This is a genomic window from Primorskyibacter flagellatus, assembly GCF_900176485.1.
Lineage (GTDB): Bacteria > Pseudomonadota > Alphaproteobacteria > Rhodobacterales > Rhodobacteraceae > Primorskyibacter > Primorskyibacter flagellatus.
Genome location: NZ_FWYD01000017.1, coordinates 34,485 through 56,468, shown reverse-complemented (window position 1 = coordinate 56,468; position 21,984 = coordinate 34,485). Strand labels below are relative to the sequence as shown.

Annotated in this window: 22 protein-coding genes; 7 read left to right on the top strand and 15 right to left on the bottom strand. The window is 61.8% G+C overall.

Translation table 11 applies throughout. The features are described 5' to 3' along the window. The first annotated feature begins 3 nt into the window (after nucleotides 1-3). Nucleotides 4-945, top strand: a complete 942-nt coding sequence (locus tag B8991_RS16135; RefSeq protein WP_084353992.1) for an ABC transporter permease — start codon at nucleotides 4-6, stop codon at nucleotides 943-945. Further along, on the top strand, nucleotides 942-1,892 hold the full coding sequence (locus B8991_RS16130) for an SMP-30/gluconolactonase/LRE family protein (protein ID WP_084353973.1): 951 nt from the start codon (nucleotides 942-944) through the stop codon (nucleotides 1,890-1,892). The genes B8991_RS16135 and B8991_RS16130 overlap by 4 nt, the downstream gene beginning before the upstream one ends. A 48-nt stretch (nucleotides 1,893-1,940) precedes the next feature. Here B8991_RS16130 and B8991_RS16125 read toward each other — a convergent pair whose 3' ends face one another. From B8991_RS16125 to chvE, 5 genes are all read right to left on the bottom strand, one after another. Then, nucleotides 1,941-2,870 carry a Gfo/Idh/MocA family protein gene (locus B8991_RS16125; RefSeq protein WP_084353972.1) on the bottom strand — a complete coding sequence of 310 codons (930 nt, stop codon included), beginning with the start codon at nucleotides 2,868-2,870 and terminating at the stop codon, nucleotides 1,941-1,943. Further along, the gene (araD, locus tag B8991_RS16120) at nucleotides 2,870-4,612 is read right to left on the bottom strand and encodes an L-arabinonate dehydratase (protein WP_084353971.1); all 1,743 of its coding nucleotides are present in this window, start codon (nucleotides 4,610-4,612) and stop codon (nucleotides 2,870-2,872) included. Before araD ends, B8991_RS16125 begins: the two co-directional genes overlap by 1 nt. A gap of 73 nt (nucleotides 4,613-4,685) precedes the next feature. Next, nucleotides 4,686-5,888, bottom strand: coding sequence for a multiple monosaccharide ABC transporter permease (gene mmsB / locus B8991_RS16115; protein ID WP_084353970.1), 1,203 nt, complete (start codon nucleotides 5,886-5,888; stop codon nucleotides 4,686-4,688). 13 nt (nucleotides 5,889-5,901) lie between these two features. Further along, nucleotides 5,902-7,422 (bottom strand): multiple monosaccharide ABC transporter ATP-binding protein, encoded by a 1,521-nt coding sequence (gene mmsA, locus B8991_RS16110; RefSeq protein WP_143514628.1) that lies wholly within the window; start codon nucleotides 7,420-7,422, stop codon nucleotides 5,902-5,904. Nucleotides 7,423-7,504: 82 nt separating this feature from the next. Further along, on the bottom strand, nucleotides 7,505-8,569 hold the full coding sequence (gene chvE, locus B8991_RS16105; protein ID WP_084353969.1) for a multiple monosaccharide ABC transporter substrate-binding protein: 1,065 nt from the start codon (nucleotides 8,567-8,569) through the stop codon (nucleotides 7,505-7,507). A gap of 159 nt (nucleotides 8,570-8,728) precedes the next feature. On the opposite strand from chvE, the gene B8991_RS16100 reads away from it, so the two are divergent. Next, the gene (locus B8991_RS16100; protein ID WP_143514627.1) at nucleotides 8,729-9,655 is read left to right on the top strand and encodes a LysR substrate-binding domain-containing protein; all 927 of its coding nucleotides are present in this window, start codon (nucleotides 8,729-8,731) and stop codon (nucleotides 9,653-9,655) included. A gap of 158 nt (nucleotides 9,656-9,813) precedes the next feature. On the opposite strand, the gene B8991_RS16095 is transcribed toward B8991_RS16100, so the two are convergent. Next, nucleotides 9,814-10,527: an HAD family hydrolase gene (locus B8991_RS16095; protein ID WP_084353967.1), complete on the bottom strand. Its 714-nt coding sequence runs from the start codon at nucleotides 10,525-10,527 to the stop codon at nucleotides 9,814-9,816. Next, nucleotides 10,524-10,808 carry a DUF3572 domain-containing protein gene (locus B8991_RS16090; RefSeq protein ID WP_084353966.1) on the bottom strand — a complete coding sequence of 95 codons (285 nt, stop codon included), beginning with the start codon at nucleotides 10,806-10,808 and terminating at the stop codon, nucleotides 10,524-10,526. The genes B8991_RS16095 and B8991_RS16090 overlap by 4 nt, the downstream gene beginning before the upstream one ends. A gap of 72 nt (nucleotides 10,809-10,880) precedes the next feature. On the opposite strand from B8991_RS16090, the gene B8991_RS16085 reads away from it, so the two are divergent. Then, on the top strand, nucleotides 10,881-12,281 hold the full coding sequence (locus B8991_RS16085) for a diguanylate cyclase (protein WP_179141518.1): 1,401 nt from the start codon (nucleotides 10,881-10,883) through the stop codon (nucleotides 12,279-12,281). Nucleotides 12,282-12,399: 118 nt separating this feature from the next. Here B8991_RS16085 and B8991_RS16080 read toward each other — a convergent pair whose 3' ends face one another. From B8991_RS16080 to B8991_RS16065, 4 genes are all read right to left on the bottom strand, one after another. After that, the gene (locus B8991_RS16080) at nucleotides 12,400-12,915 is read right to left on the bottom strand and encodes a periplasmic heavy metal sensor (protein WP_084353964.1); all 516 of its coding nucleotides are present in this window, start codon (nucleotides 12,913-12,915) and stop codon (nucleotides 12,400-12,402) included. 3 nt (nucleotides 12,916-12,918) lie between these two features. Then, nucleotides 12,919-13,308: a hypothetical protein gene (locus tag B8991_RS16075; RefSeq protein WP_084353963.1), complete on the bottom strand. Its 390-nt coding sequence runs from the start codon at nucleotides 13,306-13,308 to the stop codon at nucleotides 12,919-12,921. Continuing rightward, nucleotides 13,301-13,885, bottom strand: coding sequence for an RNA polymerase sigma factor (locus B8991_RS16070; protein ID WP_084353962.1), 585 nt, complete (start codon nucleotides 13,883-13,885; stop codon nucleotides 13,301-13,303). The genes B8991_RS16075 and B8991_RS16070 overlap by 8 nt, the downstream gene beginning before the upstream one ends. 75 nt (nucleotides 13,886-13,960) lie before the next feature. After that, entirely contained in the window at nucleotides 13,961-14,488 is a 528-nt protein-coding gene (locus B8991_RS16065; RefSeq protein WP_143514626.1) for an EF-hand domain-containing protein, read from the bottom strand. A gap of 222 nt (nucleotides 14,489-14,710) precedes the next feature. Here B8991_RS16065 and B8991_RS16060 point away from each other — a divergent pair, with 222 nt between their 5' ends. Then, nucleotides 14,711-15,100, top strand: coding sequence for a DUF983 domain-containing protein (locus B8991_RS16060; protein WP_084353961.1), 390 nt, complete (start codon nucleotides 14,711-14,713; stop codon nucleotides 15,098-15,100). 36 nt (nucleotides 15,101-15,136) lie between these two features. Then, nucleotides 15,137-15,835, top strand: coding sequence for an NUDIX hydrolase (locus tag B8991_RS16055; protein ID WP_084353989.1), 699 nt, complete (start codon nucleotides 15,137-15,139; stop codon nucleotides 15,833-15,835). Here B8991_RS16055 and B8991_RS16050 read toward each other — a convergent pair. The 4 genes from B8991_RS16050 to modB form a co-directional block, all read right to left on the bottom strand. Then, complete coding sequence (locus B8991_RS16050) at nucleotides 15,819-16,721, bottom strand: EamA family transporter (RefSeq protein ID WP_084353960.1); 903 nt, start codon at nucleotides 16,719-16,721, stop codon at nucleotides 15,819-15,821. The genes B8991_RS16055 and B8991_RS16050 overlap by 17 nt on opposite strands. A 123-nt stretch (nucleotides 16,722-16,844) precedes the next feature. Beyond that, the gene (locus B8991_RS16045; protein ID WP_084353959.1) at nucleotides 16,845-17,888 is read right to left on the bottom strand and encodes an aldo/keto reductase; all 1,044 of its coding nucleotides are present in this window, start codon (nucleotides 17,886-17,888) and stop codon (nucleotides 16,845-16,847) included. A gap of 116 nt (nucleotides 17,889-18,004) precedes the next feature. Then, nucleotides 18,005-19,090, bottom strand: a complete 1,086-nt coding sequence (modC, locus tag B8991_RS16040) for a molybdenum ABC transporter ATP-binding protein (RefSeq protein WP_084353958.1) — start codon at nucleotides 19,088-19,090, stop codon at nucleotides 18,005-18,007. Beyond that, complete coding sequence (modB, locus tag B8991_RS16035) at nucleotides 19,087-19,782, bottom strand: molybdate ABC transporter permease subunit (RefSeq protein WP_084353957.1); 696 nt, start codon at nucleotides 19,780-19,782, stop codon at nucleotides 19,087-19,089. Before modB ends, modC begins: the two co-directional genes overlap by 4 nt. A gap of 443 nt (nucleotides 19,783-20,225) precedes the next feature. Here modB and metG point away from each other — a divergent pair, with 443 nt between their 5' ends. After that, entirely contained in the window at nucleotides 20,226-21,938 is a 1,713-nt protein-coding gene (gene metG / locus B8991_RS16030; protein ID WP_084353956.1) for a methionine--tRNA ligase, read from the top strand. Nucleotides 21,939-21,984 lie beyond the last annotated feature (46 nt).

The window sequence follows — 21,984 nt, the reverse complement described above, 5'->3', positions numbered from 1 at the left end:
CGGATGTTGAGCACTGTTATTTCACGCCCGTGGATCTGGTCATGGGTCGCCGCCGCAGCTGCCTTTGTCATGGTCATGGCACTGACGCAGGGGCGCGGCGCGAGTGAGCTGGCCTATGCCGCGCTGTCCTTTGGCGCATTCGCCGCGATTGTAGGACTTGGCCAGATGCTTGTGATCACGCTTGGCCCCGGCAATGTGGACCTGTCTATCCCGGCAGTCATGACGCTGGCCGGCACGCTGTCCCTCAAGGCGATGGGATCGGACCCGAACACCGCCGCGCTTGGCTTGCTGATCGCAATCGCGGCAGGCGTCGGGGCGGGGCTGGCAAACTTTGCACTGATCTACTTGCTGCGTCTGCCCCCTATCATCGCGACCTTGTCGGCATCGCTGGTGTTTCAATCCATCGCGATCTGGTCCAACCGGGGCCTGCGGATCAAACCGCCAGCGGGGCTGGCCGATTTCGCAACAGGACGCACGGTCGGCATTCCAAACGTGGCCCTGGTGGGCATTGTCCTGTCGATCATCGTCTGGCTGGTGCTGGAGCGCGCCACCTTTGGCCGTTGGCTTCTGGCCTCGGGGCAGAACCTGCGCGCGGCACGCCTTGCCGGTATTCCGGTCGAGTTGGTGCGCGCCACGACCTATGTCACCGTGGCCGTCCTTGCCTCCATCGCGGGCTACCTTCTGGCCAGCTTTTCGGGCGGTGCCGCGCTTAATATGGGGCAAGAATACCTGCTGACCTCCATCGCGGTTGTCGTCATCGGTGGCACCTCGATTGCCGGCGGGTTTTCAAACGTCCCCGGCGTCTGGGGCGCGTCGCTATTCATGTTCTTGGTGGTCTCGATGCTCAACTCATACGGGCTGGGTGCCGGTGTGCGCATGATGCTGACCGGCCTTATTATCATCGGCATTGTCGTTGCCGCCAGCACCCGGAGGATCCGCACATGATACCCCTGCCCCCGCATCTCGAAGCGTATGACGACCGCTTTGCACATCTTGTCCATCCGGTGTCGCAGCTGGAGCAGATCGCGACCGGGTTCACCTGGACCGAGGGGCCGGTCTGGTTCGGCGATCACAACTGCCTTCTATTCTCGGACATTCCATCGCAAAGGCTGATGCGGTGGAGCGAAACAGAGGGCACCACTGTCTTTCGCGCGAACTCGGAGTTCAACAATGGCAACACCCGTGATAGGCAAGGCCGCCTGATCGGATGCCGTCACGGCGCGCGCGATGTGGTGCGCACGGAAATTGACGGATCGCTGACCGTTCTGGCCGACAGGTTTGAGGGCAAGCCGCTGAATTCGCCGAATGATGTGGTGGTCTCATTTGACGGCGCCGTGTGGTTCACCGATCCGACCTACGGTATTATGTCGAATTTCGAAGGCTATGAGGCAAAGCCCGAGCAGACAGCCCGCCACGTTTTTCGCCGTGATCCGGTCAGCGGCGCGGTAAGCCCGGTGGTGTCAGATTTCACGCAGCCCAACGGCCTTGCTTTTTCCTGTGACGAAACCCGGCTTTATATCGCCGAAAGCGGGTCGAGCCACGATGACAGCGTTCCGGCCGTGATCCGGCAATTCGATGTGGAGGGCGCGTCCCTTGTCGATCGCGGTGTGTTCGCCACGTTGGATTGCGGCCTGCCGGACGGGTTCCGCGTGGACACGACCGGCAACCTGTGGTCATCGGCCAAGGATGGCGTGCATTGCTTTGCGCCGGACGGTTCCCTGCTGGGCAAGATCCTTGTGCCCGAAACCGTTGCCAACCTGTGCTTTGGCGGCCATGATGGCCACCGGATGTTCATCACGGCCACCACATCGGTCTACCGGGTCTTCATCAACGCCCAAGGCGCGGAACCTTGGGTCCGGCCCGCAGCGCGCGAGCGTCCCTGCGCAGGCTGATCTAGGGCCTACGCTTGGCAAGAAGGCTTCTCAGCCGGGGGGCGCGTCTTACCACTCGAATGGCGCCACAACCGTCCGTCGCCCGACGGTAAAGGCATCGGCCACGTGGCGCATCGGCGAAAGGTCAGTCTCGCTTTGGCCTGTGGCGATGAGATCGGCAAATCGCGCATAAAGCGACGGGTATTCGCCCGGCATCTCTGCCCCGATCTGTGTCGGATTGCCGCCAATGGCAAACGTGGCCCCGCCCTCTGACAGAAGAGCGGTCCCTGCATCGGTCTCGATATGAATGTCCCAGCAGGGCGGCCCGGCATGCAGCCAGTCGAACGCGGCAGTGACCTGCGCGCCCCCCGCATCATAGAACGTCAGATCGGCGGCGACAGGCGTGTCGCGGTTTTCCGGGAACCGAAGCTCTGCCCGCGACAGATGTAGCGCGCGCGGGTAGATCTCGGTCAGGACGGACAGTGCATTGATGCCGGGATCGAACACGCCCAGACCGCCCGCTTGCCAGATCCAGTCCTGCCCCGGATGCCAATAACGCACGTCCTCTTTCCACTGAATATCCAGTTTGTGAATGGCTTTGTCCGCAAGCCATGCCTTCGCTTCTGCAACCGCCGCCGCGTGCCGGGAATGCCATGTCGCATAAAGCGTAAGCCCCTTGGCTGCGGCAAGATCAATCAGATCCTGAACCTCGCTCAGCGTGGCACCGGGCGGTTTCTCCAGCATCACATGTCGCCCCGCCTCCAGTGCCAGACGCGCATCCCCGTAGCGGACCTGCGGCGGTGTGCAGAGCGACACACAGCTGACGTGGTCCTGCGCCTCTAGCAGACTGGCCAGATCATTATACGCGGGCACGCCCCCGACCTGAGCGTTGCGGCTGGCCGTCGCGGCAAGGTCGAAATCCGGGCTGGCAGAAATCGCAGGCAAATGCTGATCTCGGGCGATCTTGCCGACGCCGACAATGGCAATCTGATGGGGCATCAATGCGAATCCTTTGGCACGGCGGAACCACGATTGCCGACAAGAAAATCAAAATCGGCCCCGGTTTCGGCGCCTTGCACATGGTCGTGGAACATCTGTGCATACCCGCTGGCGGGCCTTGTATCTTCTGGCTGCCACGCGTCCAGCCGGGCCTGCAACTCGGCCTCGGGGATATCCAGATGCAGCCGTCGGTTTGCCACGTCCAACTCGATCATGTCGCCATCGCGCACGATGGCAAGCGGGCCGCCGCGCGCCGCCTCGGGGCTGGTGTGCAGCACCACGGTGCCATAGGCCGTGCCAGACATCCGCGCGTCCGAGATGCGCACCATATCGGTGATCCCCTTCTTCAGAACCTTGGCGGGCAGGCCCATATTGCCGACCTCCGCCATACCGGGATAGCCGCGCGGACCGCAGTTTTTCAGCACCATCACGCAGGTCTCGTCGATATCCAGATCGTCGCGCACAATCTTGGCCTTGTAGTCGTCAATATCCTCAAACACGACGGCGCGACCCCGGTGGCTCATCAGCGATGGGCTGGCGGCCGAGGGTTTCAGCACCGCGCCTTGCGGTGCCAGATTGCCGCGCAGCACCGCGATGCCGCCTTGTTGGGCAAGCGCCTTGTCGGCGGGCAAGATCACGTCCTCATTCCAGTTCCTGGCGTCCTTGACCTCGTCCCAGACGGCCAGCCCGGACACGGTAAGCGCCTCTTTGTGCAGCATCCCGGCCTCGCCCAGACGTTTGATCACGACCGGCAGACCGCCCGCATAGAAAAACTCCTCCATCAGGTATTTGCCCGACGGCATCAGGTTGACGATGGTGGGAATGTCACGGCCCAGACAGTCCCAGTCTTCCAGGGTCAGATCAATCCCGACGCGGCCGGCAATTGCCATCAGGTGAATGACCGCATTGGTCGACCCGCCAATCGCGCCATTGACCCGGATCGCGTTTTCGAAAGCGTCGCGCGTCATCACATCGGATGGTTTGAGATCGTCCTTGACCATCTGCACGATGCGCCGCCCGGAATGCTGCGCCATCACCCGGCGGCGTGCATCGACACCGGGGATTGCGGCGTTTCCCGACAGTGCCATGCCCAGGGCTTCGGCCATCGACGCCATGGTGCTGGCCGTGCCCATCGTGTTGCAGGTGCCCGAAGACCGGCTCATCGCCTGCTCGGCTTCAAGGAAATCTTCCTTGCTCATCTTGCCGGCCTTGATGTCCTCGGACATCTGCCAGAGTGCTGTGCCGCTGCCGACACGTTCGCCCCGGAACCAGCCGTTCAGCATCGGCCCGCCGGTGACGACAATCGACGGCAGGTCGGTGGAGGCCGCGCCCATGATCAGCGATGGCGTGGTCTTGTCGCAACCCACCAACAGCACCGCCCCGTCGATGGGCTGCGCGCGCATGGTCTCCTCGACCGCCAGGGCGGCAAGGTTTCGGTACATCATCGCGGTGGGGCGGAACGTGTTCTCGGACGCCGAAAAGACCGGCACCTCCAGCGGAAAGCCCCCGGCCTCCCAGATGCCAGCCTTCACCTTTTCGGCCAATTCACGCAGATGACCGTTGCAGGGCGTCAGTTCGGACCATGTATTGAGAATGCCGATCACCGGCCGCCCGTCGAACAGATCGTCGGGATAGCCCTGATTTTTCAACCAGCCTCGATGGTAGATATTGTCGCGGCTGGTGCCGCCATACCACTCTTGCGAGCGCATCTTGCGGGGCCACTGGGCTGGCTTGAAGGTCATCTTACTCTCCTGAATTTATCTCACGGCACCAACCGGGTCCCGGCGTGGGGACAGCGCAAACCTGCCGTCGCTCTCAGCCCTGTTTCTGCTTGTTGTAGACGTCGAAAATAACGGCAGCCAGCAGCACCAGCCCCTTGATCACCTGCTGGTAATCAATGCCGATCCCCATGATCGACATGCCGTTGTTCATCACACCCATGATAAACGCGCCGACCACCGCACCGACAATCTTGCCCACGCCGCCCGACATTGACGCACCGCCAATGAACACCGCCGCGATCACGTCCAGTTCCACCGCGAAACCCGCCTTTGGCGTTGCGGTGTTCAACCGTGCCGCAAAGATCAGCCCGGCCAGCGCCGCCAGTAGCCCCATGTTCACGAAGGTCAGAAATGTCAGCCTCTCGGTCGGAATGCCCGACAGCTTCGCGGCTTTCACGTTGCCGCCAAGCGCATAGATCCGGCGGCCGATCGTGGTCTGTTCAGTCAGGAAGGCGTAGATGATCGTCAGAATGCCCATGGTGACCAGCACGTTGGGCAGCCCGCGAAAGGTTGACAGCTTGTACATCACGAACAACAGCGCGCCTGCGACAATCGCATTGCGTATCAGGAAAAACGCGGTGGGTTCGTCTTCGATCCCGTAGGCCTTGTTGCGCGCCCGCTTGCGCAGACCCATCCAGACAATCGCGGCGGCAGCAACAATCCCGACCGCAAGGGCCGTGATATTGGGACGCCCGACGCCAAAGACGTCAGGGATGAACCCCGTCGACAGCAGTTGGAAGGACCTAGGGAACGGACCGACGGATTGCCCCTCCAGCAGCCACAGCGACAGGCCGCGAAACACCAGCATCCCCGCGAGCGTCACGATGAAGCTGGGGATCTTCCAATAGGCCACCCAGTAACCCTGCGCCGCGCCGATCAGGATGCCCACCACAAGACAGGCCGGGATGGTCAAGGCCACCGGCACGTTCCAGTTGACGATCATCACCGCCGCCAGCGCGCCGACGAACCCCATCACCGATCCGACGCTCAGGTCAATATGGCCGCCCACGATAACAATCAGCATGCCCAGGGCCATGATGATGATATAGCTGTTCTGAAGGAACAGGTTGGTGATGTTGACGGGCCGCAGCAGCGTGCCATCAGTCACGATCTGGAAGAACACCATGATCGCGATCAGCGCAAAGAGCAGGCCGTAATCGCGCAGGTGGCTGGCAAGATAGCCGGAGATGCTTTTGGCCTTGTCGGCATTCCGGGCTTGCGAGGCTGTGTCAGTCATTTCGCGGGCCTTCCTATTCGGTAACGATAAGCGACATGATGCGCTCTTGGCTGGCTTCGACGGCGCTTAGCTCGCCGACAAAACTGCCCTGGTTCATGACATAGATGCGGTCGCACATGCCCAGAAGTTCCGGCATTTCGGAACTGATCATCAGCACGCCTTTTCCTTCGGCCGACAGTTCGTTGATGATGCCGTAAATCTCGAACTTGGCACCAACGTCGATGCCGCGGGTGGGTTCATCCAGGATCAGCACTTCCGGCCCGGCAAACAGCCATTTGGACAGAACCACCTTCTGCTGGTTGCCCCCCGACAGGTTGACGACCTTCTGAAACACGCTGGGTGTGCGGATGTTCATGGCGGCGCGGTAGCGTTCAGCGACCTTGGTCTCTTCGGCCTCGTTGATCACGCCGGACTTGGAAACGTCGATCAGATTGGCCAGCGTCACATTGCGCTGGATGCTTTCTTCGAGGATCAAGCCCAGTTCCTTGCGGTCCTCGGTCACATAGGCCAGCCCGCTGCGGATGGCCGCCGCAACCGTTGACGTGTCGATTGCCTTGCCGCGCAGCTCGACGCTGCCCGAGATGTTGCGACCGTAGCTTTTGCCAAACAGGCTCATTGCCAGTTCGGTGCGTCCGGCCCCCATCAGCCCTGCTATGCCGACGACCTCGCCCGCGCGGACGTGAAAGTTGATGTCCCGGATCACCTGCCGCGCGGCATGCTCGGGATGCCAGACGTTCCAGTCCCGTACCTCCAGCAGCATATCCCCGGCGCGGCGGGGCCGTTCGGGATAGCGCTGCGACATATCCCGACCGACCATATCGCGCACGATGCGGTCTTCTGTGATCGGCTCCTTGCGCGCGTCCAGCGTCGAGACTGTCGCGCCGTCGCGGATCACCGTGATCGTGTCGGCGATGCGCCGCACCTCGTTCAGCTTGTGACTGATCACGATCGAGGTGACGCCCTGGGCTTTCAGTTCCAGCAGCAAATCCAGCAGGGCCTGACTGTCGGATTCCGACAGCGCCGCCGTGGGCTCGTCGAGGATCAGCAGCCGCACGTCCTTGGACAGGGCCTTGGCAATCTCCACCAATTGCTGTTTGCCGACGCCAAGACTGTCGACCTGCGCCGCAGGAGGTTCGTTAAGTCCGACCTTTTTCAACAACCCTTCGGTTCGCCGGAATGTCTCGTGCCAGTTGACGACACCTGCCTTCGCGCATTCGTTGCCGATGAACAGGTTCTCGGCAATCGACAGCAACGGCACCAGCGCCAGTTCCTGGTGGATGATGATGATGCCCAGCTTTTCGCTGTCCGAGATACCGGCGAACCCGGCCAACTGGCCATCATAGTGAATTTCACCGTCATAGGTGCCTTTGGGATAGACGCCCGACAGCACTTTCATCAGCGTGGACTTGCCCGCGCCATTCTCGCCCACCAAGGCGTGAATCTCGCCCTCGGTGACTTTCAGATTGACGTCGTCCAGCGCCTTGACCCCCGGAAAGGTCTTGGTGATATTGCGCATTTCCAGCAGCGTCTGCACGAAAATTCCCCCTCCCAAGGTATCGCCTGATCAATGCGTCACGTCCCGCCCGCACAGACGTGCGGGCGGGTGTTGGCAAGGATCAGAGATCGTCTTTGCTGTGATACCCGGAATCGATCACGATGGCTTCGTAGTTCGACCCATCGACCGAGACCGGCTCCAGCAGGTAGGAGGGCACGACCTTGACACCGTTGTCATAGGTGGTGGTGTCGTTGATCTCGGGCTCGCCACCCTGCAACAACGCATCGACCATACCGACGGTCACGCGGGCCAGTTCACGGGTGTCCTTGAACACGGTCGAATATTGCTCGCCCGCAATGATCGACTTGATCGACTGCAATTCGGCATCCTGACCGGACACGATGGGCATTGCCAGATCGCCAGAGCCATAGCCCACGCCTTTCAGCGACGACAGGATCCCGATGGACAGGCCGTCATAGGGGCTGAGAACGCCGTGCACGACAGCATCGGTGTAATGCGCCGACAGCAGGTTATCCATGCGGGACTGCGCGACCGCTCCATCCCAGCGCAATGTGCCTACGGTGTCCATGCCCATCTGGCCCGACACGATGTTGATCGTGCCATCGTCGATCAGTGGCTGAAGAACCGACATGCCGCCATTATAGAAGAAATAGGCGTTGTTATCGTCGGGCGATCCGCCGAACAGTTCGACATTCCAGGGTTTCACGTCCGGAAAACGCTCTTTCATGCCGTCCACAAGGCTGGTCGCCTGCAGCACGCCCACCTTGAAGTTGTCGAAGGTGGCGTAATAGTCCACATATTCGCTGTCGCGGATCAGGCGGTCATAGGCGATTGTCTTGATGCCCGCGAAATGCGCGTTCTCCAGCGCGTTGGACAGCGTGGTGCCGTCGATCGCCGCGATCACCAGAACGTCCACGCCCTTGGTGATCATGTTCTCGATCTGGTTCAACTGGTTCGGAATATCGTCTTCGGCATATTGCAGATCAGCGGTGTAACCGGCCGCTTCGAACTGCTCGACCATGGATTCGCCGTCCGAAATCCAGCGCGCCGACGACTTTGTCGGCATGGCAATTCCGATGGTGCCCTTATCCTGTGCGATGGCCGGCGCGGCCGCAAGGCCAACGCCAAGCGCGAGGGCGGCGAGCCCTGCTGAAATTTTCTTCATCATGTCCTCCCATGGCGCCACGCATGTCACTGCCAGGGCACCTGACTTTATTGATTTGATCCGACGTGCTGTCGGACATCGAAATCCTAATGAGGTTTCGACATAACATTCAAATGAAAGATTTGGCGACTTTCATACCAATTCAGGTATATCGTGCATATGATGACTTTGACCTCCCAGCTTCGGCTCAGACATTTTCGCTTGGTGCAGGCCATCGCCGAGACCGGCCAGATTTCCACCGCCGCCACGCAACTTGCGGTCAGCCAGCCCGCCGCGTCGCGAACCCTTGCCGAGATCGAGCGCATCATCGGCGAGCCGCTGTTCGAACGCCACGCGAAAGGTATGCGCCCGACCCTGATCGGAGAGGTCATCATGCGCCATGCCACGACACTGGTGGGAGATATTGACAGGATTGCCATCGAGGTCGATGCGTTTCGCCGAGGCACGGCGGGTGTGGTGCGCATAGGTGCCGTCACCGGCGCGGCGGTTGGCTTTGTCGTGCCAGCGGTGCAAAAGCTGAAAGCCATGGCCCGTCTGGCCACGGTCAGCGTCGATATTGCGCCAAGTGTCGATCTGATCGAACATCTGCTGCGCGGCGATCTGGACATTGCCTTGTGCCGCCTGCCGCGCCATGCCGACGCACGCCCGTTCCTGATCCGCGCCGGCCGTGTTGAACAAATAAGATTTCTGGTTCGGGCCAGGCACCCGCTTGTCGGGCTGTCCGGGTTGGCACTTGATGAACTCGCCGGATTGCGCTGGGTTATTCAGGCCAGTGGAATGCCGGTCCGCGAAGCCGTCGATCAGGCGTTCACCAATCGTGGTCTGCCCATACCGGGAGATACGATAGATACGTCCTCCCTGATGGTGGCCCTTGCCTATCTCAAGGACACCGATGCAATCGCCGCGATCACGCAGGAGGTCTATGAGCTTCTGGTTCCAAACAACACCAGCAACTGGGCCGTACTCGACATGAAGGAAAGCCTGATCCTGTCGCCATATCAACTCATCCGCAAACGGGATCGCCCGATGACCCCGGTTTGCGAAAGCTTCGTGCAATTGCTCGAAGCGGAGTTGACAAAAGTATGATCCGTTTCGCGTATGCCTGCCTGAGCGGACGGTAAGGGACATGTGCTCCCATTCACCAACCGGCAAGCATCTTCGAGGCCCGAGCCCGTGTACGCACTATCACACAGCAGGGTCAGCCATTTCCGCCCGCACAAGCAATAAAGTTCGGTTACGGACAGCTAAGATGCGTTGGCATGTGCCAGCCCCAGCCAGTCCGGCAACGCTCCGACGTTCGGAAGCACAACATCCGCAAGCGGCGAAAGCTCTGCCCGCGTGGCCGGGCCAGTAAGAACGGCCACCGTCTGCATCCCGGCCGCTCGCCCTGCCATTAGGTCATGGGCGCTGTCACCGACCATCACCACCCGCTCCGGTGCCTTTTCCACCGCATATGCAAAAGACAGCAAAGGGTCCGGCGACGGTTTTGCGCCGAACCCGCTATCTGCACCCGCGACGAAGTCAAACGCATCTCCGATATTGGCGGCGACCAGATGCGCGTGCGCCGTTCGCTGGCTGTCATTGGTCATCACGCCAAGCGACAGGCCGGCCTGCCTTAATCGCGCCAGCAACGGCGACAGCGGCACCGTCTCGACCAAAGGCGCTGTTTCAGCAGCCTCGGAAAGGAATCGTTCCAGCCCGCGGAGGCTCCATCCGTCAAGTCCGGGCAACATCAGTGCTGCCACCTGCCGGTTGGTGCCTGCGATCACCGGACTTTCCGGCAAGAATCCGCCGATCACGGGATCGTATCCGATGGCAGCGGTTAACCATTCCAGCCGTTCCGCGTCGCCCTTTGCAAGCCGTTCCAGCACCCCACCCGCCCACACATCCCAGGTAGCGCGGAAATCAAACAGCGTGCCATCCTTGTCAAACAGGATCGCATCAGCGCGCAAAGTCATGTCCAATGGACCTGCTCTCCACCCGGAAGGGCGGCACGGGCATTGGCTATGTCATTGTAATCTATATCTGCTGCGTCACAAAACGCGACAACCCATGCATCATCCATAAGCACGAAATCCAGCACCGAGCCCAGAAACTCTGGCTCCTGCACGTTGGCGCGCAGATCCTCTGTGCTTGCCCCCGTCGATCCCAGGAAGATCGGAAGAAGCTCTTCATTGCCCGCCAGCCAGCCAAGCGCCTGCACGCCGACGATCTCTGCCCGGTCTTTCGAGAGTGCCATTAGTTCATCCTTCGGAAAGGTATTCTTAACCAATTCGAATAAAAACTTACCCAAGCCTGGATGCAAGCACGGATGGAACTCGAAATGCCTCAGACGGTCCTGATAGTGGATGAAGTTGCTACCAACAGGATCGTATTGCGCGTCAAGCTGGCGGCGGCATATTACTCTGTGAAACAGGTCACGTCAGGGACCGATGCGCTTGCGGCCTGTGCGAAAAAAGTCCCCGATGTCATCCTTCTGGGCCAGGTCGGCAGCATGCAGGCCAGCGACTTCGCGCGGCGGCTGCGCGCCGACCCCAGAACCGAAACGGTGCCGCTGATCTTTCTCACGCCGCCCGATGACATGCGCGCCCGCGTTGAGGCACTGCAAGCCGGGGCGGATGACGTCCTGTCCCACCCGGTCAGCGAAATGATGTTGCTGGCCCGGATCCGCAACCTGCTGCGCGACCGGGATGCCGAACGCGAATTGCGTCTGCGCGACGGAACACAACGCGCGCTCGGTTTTGCCGAACCGCGCGCCGGGTTCGAAATGCCCGCGTGGGTGACTGTGGTAACCGACCAGCCTTCCGAGGTCGAGCTGTGGCTGGAGCAACTGAAGGCACGCGTGTCCCACCGCATAGAGATCCGCAGTCCCCGAGAGATGCTGGCGCAAGATACAGGCGGCACCAAGGCTCCGGATGTTTGTATCGTCACCCTGCCTCGTTTGATCCCCGAAACCGGGCTGGGCACGCTGTCGGAATTGCGCTCCCGCAGCGCGACGCGACACTGCGCGATGCTGGTTCTATGCGACCGCGAGACACGACAGGCAGCCGCAAGCGCGCTGGATCTGGGCGGCAATGACCTGCTGGCCGGGGACTTCGACCCCGACGAGCTGGCCCTGCGGCTGGAAAACCAGATCTCCCGCAAACGTACCGCCGACAGGCTGCGCGCCACCATGCGCGATGGATTACACGCGGCGGTGACGGACCCGCTCACCGGACTGTATAATCGTCGTTATGCCCTGCCGCATCTGGCGCGCATTTCGGAAGAGGCGCATCGTTCGGGCCGCCGTTTTGCCGTTCTGATCGCTGATCTTGATCACTTCAAACAGATCAACGATCTGCATGGCCATGCTGCGGGCGATGCCGTTCTGACCGGCGTGGCACGTCAGCTGAAAGAGAACCTGCGTGCCGTGGATCTGGTCGCGCGCATCGGCGGCGAGGAATTCCTGATCGTGCTGCCCGACACCGGCAGCCATCGCGCCCGCCGCACGGCACAAAGACTGTGTCAAGTGATCCGCCATACGCCGTTTCTTGCGCCCGGTCACGATGTCCCGATCCGCGCGACAGCCAGCATCGGCATGGCGATGGGACCACTTTTCACCGCCGGGCGCGGTTGCGATGACAGCGACCTGCTGACACTCGCCGATCGTGCGCTTTATGCGTCCAAGGCGGACGGACGTAACAAGGTCACGCTGAGCCGGGATGCCGCCTGAGCGCTTGGTGTGCGATAGGCCGATCGTCTGACGTTCCTCCGCAGCCCAATGCCATTCGCGCGGATCAAAGCGAACTGATTTCATGCAGCCCCGACGCCATACCGCGCCGGCAAGCGGGTCAGCGATCGTGAGGGCGCCAAGACCGATCGCCGCCTTTCGCCAGCCGATCAAGCGCATCCTCCAGCCGGTCCGCAAAGCCGGCGCGCTCATCGGGGGACATTGCGGCAAGCCTTTCGGACAAGGCGCGCTGCCCCATCAGCTTGCGCTGGTGCGCGCGTTCGGACTGACGCGACAGCACTTCGTCCAAGGCCGTTTGATCAAGCGGTTCTGTCCGCAGTATTTCCAACGCCGCGCGGTAATCTTCAGCCAGAAGCCCCCGCTCTTCATGGCGAGAGGCCAGACCTTCGCGCAAACGCTTGCCAAGCGCGCTACGATCGGCGTCGCTCAGCGCCCGCGTATAGGGGGCAACCATGTCGCGCGGGCCGCCGCGCCGACCGTGATCCGGTTTCAGCAGCATCGCGCCGCACACAATGCCGACGATCAGCAGGTTGATCGCCAGCGAAACAAACAGCAAAACCCGCAGCCAAATCCTGCGTTGTCCACTTCCGTCCGAAGGTTCTTTGATGTCGCTCATGGTTCAGCCCCCCGTCATCGCAATGTCATATTCGGTCAGCGGATCCAGCAACCAATCGCTGTCGGTAGCATCGGTGGTGGCGCTACTGGTTCCGATCAGCGAGGCCAGTTGATCCGACACGGCCGCAGGCGGGTTTAGCCCGATCCACACTCCGGCGACTGTCGCCGCGGCCAATCCGGTCAGGGCAGGCCAGCCACCGATGCCGCGCAGGATCTGGCTGAAAAAACCGTCGCGTTTCGTGGCTGGCCGGGGGGGTGCCACGGCCTCGCCCTGGACCGACAACGCATCGTCCAGAATGCGCGCCATGAAGGCTGCATCGGGGTCGGGCGCGGTATTGCGGGCCGCGTCGAAGAACGCTTCCAACCCGTCGCTATCCTGCTGTTTGTCAGTCATCTTGATACCCCAGTTCTTCCCGTCGCCCGGCCAAGACCTCGGCCAGTGCCCGTTTGCCCCGCGCGGTCAGGCTTTCGACCGCGCGGGGGCTGATGTCCATGATCTCGGCAATCTCGGGATTGCCCAGACCTTCGATATGTCGCAACACCACTGCCTCGCGCTGCCGCTCTGGCAGGCTGTCCAGCGCGGTCTGGAGCGCTTCGGCGCGCGCCACCTGCTGCAAGCCCTGTTCGGCACCGATCGCCGGATCTTCGGGTTCCGGCACAGAATCGATATCGACAGAGCGCCGCTTTCGCAGCCGGTCCGTACAGAGATTCGCCACGACGCGGTAAAGCCAGGTCGTGACCTTTGCCTCTCCCTGCCGCCACTCTGCTGCGATCCGCCAAAGACGCAGCATCGCCTCTTGGGCGACGTCTTCGGCCTCGGCCCGGTCGCCCAGCATCCGGTAAGCGTGGCCCAGAACCTTCGGCGTCAGACGTGTGGTCAGCGCGCGCGCCGCGGCAGCATCGCCATTGGCGTAAAGCACCAGCAGCGCATCGTCAGAAACCTCACTCATGGCGTCAAAGGGCATGTCCATTGTCCGTCAAGGGCTAGCCTGTGTTGGGCGTTGGTGCAATGCGGGCCGGACCATTTGCGGCCCGACCCGGTGGGCTCAGTCGTCGCCGTGACCGTGACGCTTCTTGCCTCCATGATCGCCACGGTGTCCGCCGTCATGGCCGCGCATCCGCTTGCCACCTTTGCCGGCGTCAGCGAATTCCTCTTCCGAGATCGCGCCGTCCCCGTCCTTGTCCAGACGGTCGAACATGCTTTTGCCATCCGCACGCGCGGTCATTTCTTCGACGCTGAGCTGCCCGTCGTCATTGGCATCCATTCGTTCGATCATCCGTTCAGCACCGCGAATAGCGCGCTGCTGGCGCATCGTTTCGGCATGGGCAGCCATTTCTTCAGCACTCAGCATCCCGTCACCATTGCCGTCCGCTTGCGCAAAACGGGCGGCATGCGGCGCGGCCAGCTCTTCCGGACTAAGTACGCCGTCCGAATTGGTGTCCAGTTCGGAAAAATCAGGCCGGTGCATCATCGGGCCGTTGCCACCGCGATGTCCGTCGCCATGGGCAACAGCGGCGGTGCCGACTGCAATTGCAACGGCGGTGAGTGTCGTGAAGATTGTGGTGCGTTTCATCGTCATTTTCCTTTGTCTTACGGCTTCGAAACCGGCCTTCCGATCGGCTTACTGGAAACTGATACGCCGTGGCCGCGGCATTCCGTCGGCAATCCGCAGCTTTCTTCATCACGACCGATGACGTGACCGTGATTTGCGACATCCGGACGCAAGGACAGGATGTCCACTTTTATTTGCGGTGCGCTTTGACCATTTTTGGCGCTTGAGTCACAAGGATTTGCAATGGCATTCGATGATGTAAATGTGGCGGCAGAGCGCCCCACCATGCCCGCCCTTATGAAGGGTTGGCGCAGGCGTTGCCCGAAATGCGGCAATGGCCCCTTGCTAAGCGGCTACTTGAAGGTGCGTGACACCTGCCCCGTCTGCCGCGAAGAGCTGTATCATCACCGTGCCGATGATGGCCCGGCCTATCTGACGATCCTGATCGTTGCCCATCTGATGGCTCCGGTCATGCATGTCGCCTTTGTCAGGTTCCGGCCCGAACCCCTGATACTGTTCACGATATTGGCGGTTGGCTGCGTTGGGCTATCGCTCTATCTTTTGCCCAGGCTCAAGGGCATGATCGTGGGCTTTCAATGGGCGCGGTACATGCACGGATTCTCCCGCGTCTGAACCTGCTTGGCATGGGAAGGCGACAACGTGAACGAGATGGCGGACAAGACGGCCCTGCGCGACGCGGCCACGGTGATTGTGGTGCGCGACGGCACAGACGGGCCGCGCGTGTTGATGGGACAACGCGGTGCCAAGGCCGCCTTCATGCCCAACAAGTTCGTGTTTCCGGGCGGCGCGGTTGATGCTGGTGACGCGCAAGTGCCGCTGGCGGCAACGCTCAGCGCCGTTTGTCGCAACCGGCTGGAAGAAGATGCCGCGCCGGGCACCGCCGCTGGCCTGGCCGCGGCTGCGATCCGCGAATTATGGGAAGAAACAGGTCAGATTCTGGGCCTGCCCGGTGACTGGCCCTTCCCTCCGCCCGCCGATTGGCAGGGCTTCGCCGCCACCGGCCATGTGCCCGACGCGCAGGCGCTGCAATTCGTGTTCCGTGCGATAACGCCGCCGGGACGCCCGCGCCGTTTCGATGCGCGTTTCTTCCTGTTGCGGGCCGAAGCGCTTGCCTCTGATCCGGACTCTTTTGACGGGGCCTGCGACGAGCTAAGCCATCTTCAGTGGATCTCGCTCAACGACGTGCGGAATTTCGACCTGCCCTTCATCACGGAAGTGGTGCTGGCAGAGGTTGCCGCGCGCCTTCACGACAGCAATCCGCCAAGTTCCGTGCCGTTTTTCCGGGACGATAACGAGGAAAGCCTGTTTTTGCGCCTGCGTGGCCGCCCCCCTAGTTCAGCAGAATAAGGCCCAGAATGCTGGCGGTCAGCAGACCGATGCCAATCCCCTCGCGACGGCTGATCGTTTCGCGGAACACCAGAACAGAGGCCGCGAGCGAGAAGATCACCTCGATCTGGCCAACGGCAAAGACATAGGCCGCGTTTTGCTGCGTGAATGCGGTGAACCAGCACAGGCTGCCTGCCATGCCGGTGACCCCCATCCAGACGGCGGTGCGCCGCGCCTGCCACAACGCCGCCAACTGTCCCGGTTCGCGCCAGCGCAGCCACAGCCCCAGCGCCAAGGTCTGCGCCACGGTCACGACAGCCAGCGCCACCCCGGCGCGCAACAGCGGATCGTCGCTGGCAACCTCCAGCGTCGCACCGCGATAGCCCACGGCAGAGATCGCAAAGAACGCCCCGGACGCCAACCCAAGCCCCGCCGCCCGGTTCCACAACCGCCGCGTCCAGCCCCCGGCCATTGCCGCGCTGTCGGACAGCACCAGAACGCCGACCAGCCCCAGCACGATGGCACCGAAGGCTGGCAAGCTGACCCGGTCGCCCAGTACCAGCAGCCCGACCAGAACGGTCTGGATCACTTCGGTTTTCTTGAAGGTGATCCCGACGGCAAAGTTGCGCTGTGCAAACAGCGCCACCACGCACCATGTCGCCAGGATCTGCGCCAGACCGCCGGTCAACGCATAGGCCCAGAACGTGCCCGTCAACTGCGGCAGGTCCGCACCGGTCCAGGCGATATAGCCCAGGGTCAGTGCAGAAATGAATGGCAACGAATAGGCAAACCGCGCCAGCGTCGCCCCGCCCGAAGACAGCGTGCCGGTGCTGAGATGCTTTTGCAGCATGAAGCGCAATGTCTGAAAGGCCGCCGCCGCGACCGCCAGGATTATCCAAGGTTCCATCCGGTTCTATTGCCTTGATTTCAGAGGCTTGGCCAGAGCAATCCAGACATCGTGTTCAGAACACGAGACCGGTCGCAGCTCTCGCGCCGTCTCGGCGTAACTTGCACAATTCCGGGGCAAATCTCAGTAAGGCATTGGATGCGCGCGATGCGCAACATCCAACGCGTCGAGCAGCTCGGACGAAAGCGTCACATCAGCCGCCCCCAACAGGTGATCCAACTGTGCAAGTGTCGTTGCTCCAAATATTGAGGAAACCACAAACGGACGCCGCGCCGACCAGGCCAGCGACATATGCACCGGATCCAACCCAAAGTTGCGCGCGACGTCCAGATAGGCCTCGACTGCGGTCAATACACGATCATTCCGGCGTCCGCCCATGTCCGGGTTCAGCGACATACGCGACTTTTCGGGGATCTTGCCACCCTGATACTTGCCGGTCAGATAGCCGCATCCCAAGGGCGAAAACGGCAAAAGTCCCACATCTTCATTGACGCACATCTCTGCCAGATCGGTGTCGGCCAACCGGCAAAGCAGTGAATATTCGTTCTGAACCGTCTGAATGCGCGGGCCGCCCATCCGGTCGGCGATGGCGTTCCACATCATCGTGCCCCAGACGCTTTCGTTGGACATGCCGAAATGCCGGACCGTGCCGCGCGCGACCTCTTTTTGCAGCGCGTCGATACATTCTTCCATGTCCGCCACGGTATCGGTCTTGTTTTGCCCGGACGGATCGTAGTGCCAGTTTTTCCGGAACATATAACTGCCACGGTTGGGCCAGTGGAATTGATAAAGGTCGACATAATCGGTCTTCAGCCGTTTCAGCGACCCCTCAACTGTCTCGCGGATCGTCTTTGCGGAAATCGGCGCGCCATCCCGGACCTTCTTTTGCCCTTCGCCGGAATGTTTGGTGGCCAGGATCACCTCTTGTCGGCGGCCCGTGCGGGCAAACCAGGTGCCGATGATCTCTTCGGTCAGGCCGATGGTTTCGGCCTTGACCGGATTCACCGGATACATTTCTGCGGTGTCGATGAAGTTGATACCTGCGGCCAGCGCCCGGTCGATCTGCGCATGCGCCTCGTCCTGCGGCGTCTGAACGCCAAAGGTCATGGTTCCGAGGCAAAACTCTGACACGCTAAGACCGGTGCGGCCGAGCGGCTTCATCTTCATTCTGTCATTCTCCTGTTGCGAACCCGGCAGACCATAAGGTGAGCCGCGCCGGGTTTGAATTGCGAATGCGCCGCCCCATACCATTGGCCTGAGTGGCTCTGGCGACAGCGGTCGTGTTACGGGTTTGGTGCGGGCTCGGCTATATCGACCTGCGACACGGCGACCGATTTCAACACGGCAAAGCACGTCTGTCCTGTGGCCAGTTCCAACGTCTCGGCACTGCGGCGGGTGATCCGCGCCAGCAGATGTTCGTCATCTACGGCAAGCTGAACCACCACGCCGGGACCGTCCCCGTGATGCATGGTGCGGATCGTGCCTTCCAGGATATTCAGCGCCGACAGACCTTTCGGCCGGGTCCTCGTCAGGATGACGTCCTGCGCAAGAATGCGCACGCGTATGCGGTCGCCCGGCGCGCGACTGACACCGGGCAGGAACAGCGGTCCTCCGGGGCCGGCCAGCTCGGTCAGCCCGTCGGGATGATGTGCGACCACACGCGCATTCAGCAGCGCGCCCGCATCGCGCACGCCCATATGCGGCACCAGCGCGGGATCGGCCAGTAGTTGCGCCGCCGGACCGGACCGCAGCACCCGGCCGTTTTCCAGCAGGACGATGTGATTTGCCAGGCGCGCGACCTCTGCCACGGCGTGGGTGACATATAGGATCGGCACGCCGGACTCGGAACAAAGCCTGTCCAGAAAGGGCAGGATCTCGGCTTTGCGCGGGGCGTCCAGCGCGGCCAGCGGTTCATCCATCAACAGCATCGCGGGGTCGGACAGAAGCGCGCGGCCAATGGCCACCCGCTGTGCCTCGCCGCCAGACAATGCGCCGGGACGCCGATCCAGCAGACGGCCCAGCCCCAGAATATCGACAACGCTGTCAAACCTGTCACCCGTCGCACGACGCGCATATGTCAGGTTGCCCTGCACGGTCATGTGCGGAAACAGCCGACCGTCCTGAAAAACATACCCCAGCCCGCGCCGATGCACCGGGACAGAGACGCGCGACGCGGTGTCCAGCAACACACGACCATTGACGCTGATCCGTCCGGCATCTGGCCGGAGCAGCCCCGCGACGGCCTTCACCACGGTCGATTTGCCCGATCCCGAATGACCGAACAGCACCGTGACACCGGCAGGCGCGGCAAAGCCGACATCCAGCGCGAAACCCGCAAAGCTGTGGCGTATCGCGACGGACAGGCTCATCTTCCCGCGACCCGTGCCGTGACCCTGCGCGCCATTACTTCTGATACCACCAGCGCCGCCATCGCCACGACGACCGACACGACGACCAGCCGCAATGCAGAAGCCTCGCCGCCCGGCACTTGCAGGAAGGCGTAGATGGCCGAGGGCACCGTGCGCGTCTCGCCGGGGATGTTGGACACGAAGGTGATCGTGGCGCCGAACTCTCCCATTGCCTTGGCAAAAGCGAGGATCGCACCCGCGATCACGCCGGGCAGGATCAACGGCAGCGTCACCGTGAAAAACACGCGCAGGCGCGACGCACCCAGCGTCGCGGCAGCTTCTTCCAGCCCTGGATCGACGCTTTCAATCGCCAGTCGCATGGCGCGCACCATCAGCGGAAACGCCATGATCGCCGCGGCGAGTGCAGCACCCGTCCAGCGGAACGCCAATACAATGCCAAAGGCGCTTTCCAGAAAGCCACCGATTGGCCCGCGCCTGCCCAAGCCCAGAAGCAGCACATAGCCGGTCACCACAGGCGGCAATATCAGCGGCAGATGCACGATCCCGTTCAGCAGATGACGCCCCGGAAACCGCCCACGCGCTAATAGCAACGCCACGCCCAGCCCGAATGGCAGGCTGGCCGCGACCGCCAGACAGGCCACCTTCAGCGACAGCGCTACCGCCTGCCATTCATCTGGACCAAGAAATGCCATGCCGCGGGTCTACCTCGCCGAACGCGTAAGGCAAAGAGGCGGCAGGTTTTCCATCGACGACGGGACTCCTTGCAATAAAATGACGCTTCCCTGAAGGATGTGCCGGACAGCTTCAGCTTGGCAAGGCCGCTTTGGTCGCGATTGCCAAGAAATCACCCGCCCCGGATCACACTGTCAGGGTCGGGCAAGACCTGGGCGGCGCAATTGCACAAGTAGCACCCTGACGCCGTTGATCGCTGTCACACCCCTGCTTCGCTCTGGCACCAATGCCCGTGACCTGCATCGGACGGCCCCACCCGCGCTGTCTATGCGCCGCGCGCCAGCGTTGTCATCGAACGACTGATGGCGGTTTCCGCGAAAGGGCGGGACGGTTGCCCGCCCTGCCCTCTGGTCCTTGGCCGCGTTAGACGTTAGAGGAAGGCGGACTGAAGACAAGGACTTTCATGGCACGCCATCTTATCACTTCGGCGATCCCCTATATCAACGGGATCAAGCACCTCGGCAACCTCGTGGGCAGCCAGTTGCCCGCAGACCTTTACGCCCGGTTTCAACGCGCGCGCGGCAACGAGGTGCTGTTTCTGTGCGCTACGGACGAACACGGAACCCCTGCCGAACTGGCCGCCGCGAAGGCCGGCAAGCCGGTGGCTGAATATTGCGCAGAGATGCACGCGGTCCAATCAGGCATCGCCGACGGCTTCCGGCTGTCTTTTGACCATTTCGGGCGATCCTCCAGCGAGCAGAACAAGGCGCTGACCCAGCATTTCGCCGGGCGTCTCGCCGATGCGGGGCTGATCCGCGAAGTCAGCGAAAAACAGGTCTATTCCAACACCGACGGGCGCTTCCTGCCCGACCGCTATATCGAGGGCACCTGCCCGAACTGCGGCTACGACAAGGCGCGCGGCGACCAGTGTGAGAATTGCACCAAGCAGCTTGATCCCACGGATCTGATTGACCCGCGCAGCGCGATTTCCGGATCAACCGATCTGGAAGTCCGCGAGACCAAGCATCTGTATCTGTGTCAGTCGCAGATGAAGGACCAGCTGGAAGAGTGGATCGACACGCGCGAGGGCTGGCCGATCCTGACCACCTCGATCGCGAAGAAATGGCTGACCGATGGCGACGGGCTTCAGGACCGGGGCATCACCCGCGATCTGGCATGGGGCGTACCGGTCAAGAAAGGCACCGAGGACTGGCCGGGCATGGAGGGCAAGGTCTTCTACGTCTGGTTCGATGCGCCGATTGAATATATCGCCGCCGCGCAGGAATGGGTGGATGCGGGCAAAGGCACCGATTGGGAGCGCTGGTGGCGGACCGACAAGGGCGCTGACGACGTGCGCTATACCCAGTTCATGGGCAAGGATAACGTGCCGTTCCACACGCTCAGCTTTCCCGCGACCATTCTGGGATCGGGCGAGCCGTGGAAGCTAGTGGATTACATCAAGAGCTTCAACTACCTGAATTATGACGGTGGTCAGTTCAGCACCTCGCAGGGCCGCGGTGTCTTCATGGATCAGGCGCTGGAAATCCTGCCTGCGGATTATTGGCGCTGGTGGCTGCTGAGCCACGCGCCCGAAAGCAGCGACAGCGAGTTTACATGGGAGAATTTCCAGACCTCGGTGAACAAGGATCTGGCGGATGTGCTGGGCAATTTCGTCAGCCGCGTGACCAAGTTCTGTCGCTCGAAATTCTCCGAAGCCGTGCCCGAAGGCGGCGCTTACGGCCCGCGTGAAGAGGCGCTGATCGAGACTCTGAGCACCCGCATTCGCGCCTATGAGGCCCATATGGAGGCGATGGATGTCCGCAAGTCGGCTGGCGAATTGCGGGCAATCTGGGTAGCAGGGAATGAATATCTGCAAGACGCCGCGCCTTGGACGACCTTCAAGACAGACCCCGAGGCCGCTGCGATGCAGATCCGCCTCGCGCTGAACCTGATCCGGCTTTATGCGGTGCTGTCAGCGCCCTTCATCCCCGACGCGTCAGCGCAGATGATGGAGGCGATGCAGACCGAGGATGACAGCTGGCCCGACGATGTGCCCGCGGCCCTGCAACTGCTGACACCCGGCCACGCCTTCACCGTCCCCGACGTGACTTTCCGAAAAATCTCGGATGAAGAGCGCGAAGGCTGGCAAGAGCAGTTCTCGGGCATCCGCAGCTAGGCAAGCGACCACGCCGGTCTGCGCTGTAGCGTAACGAAAAAAGACC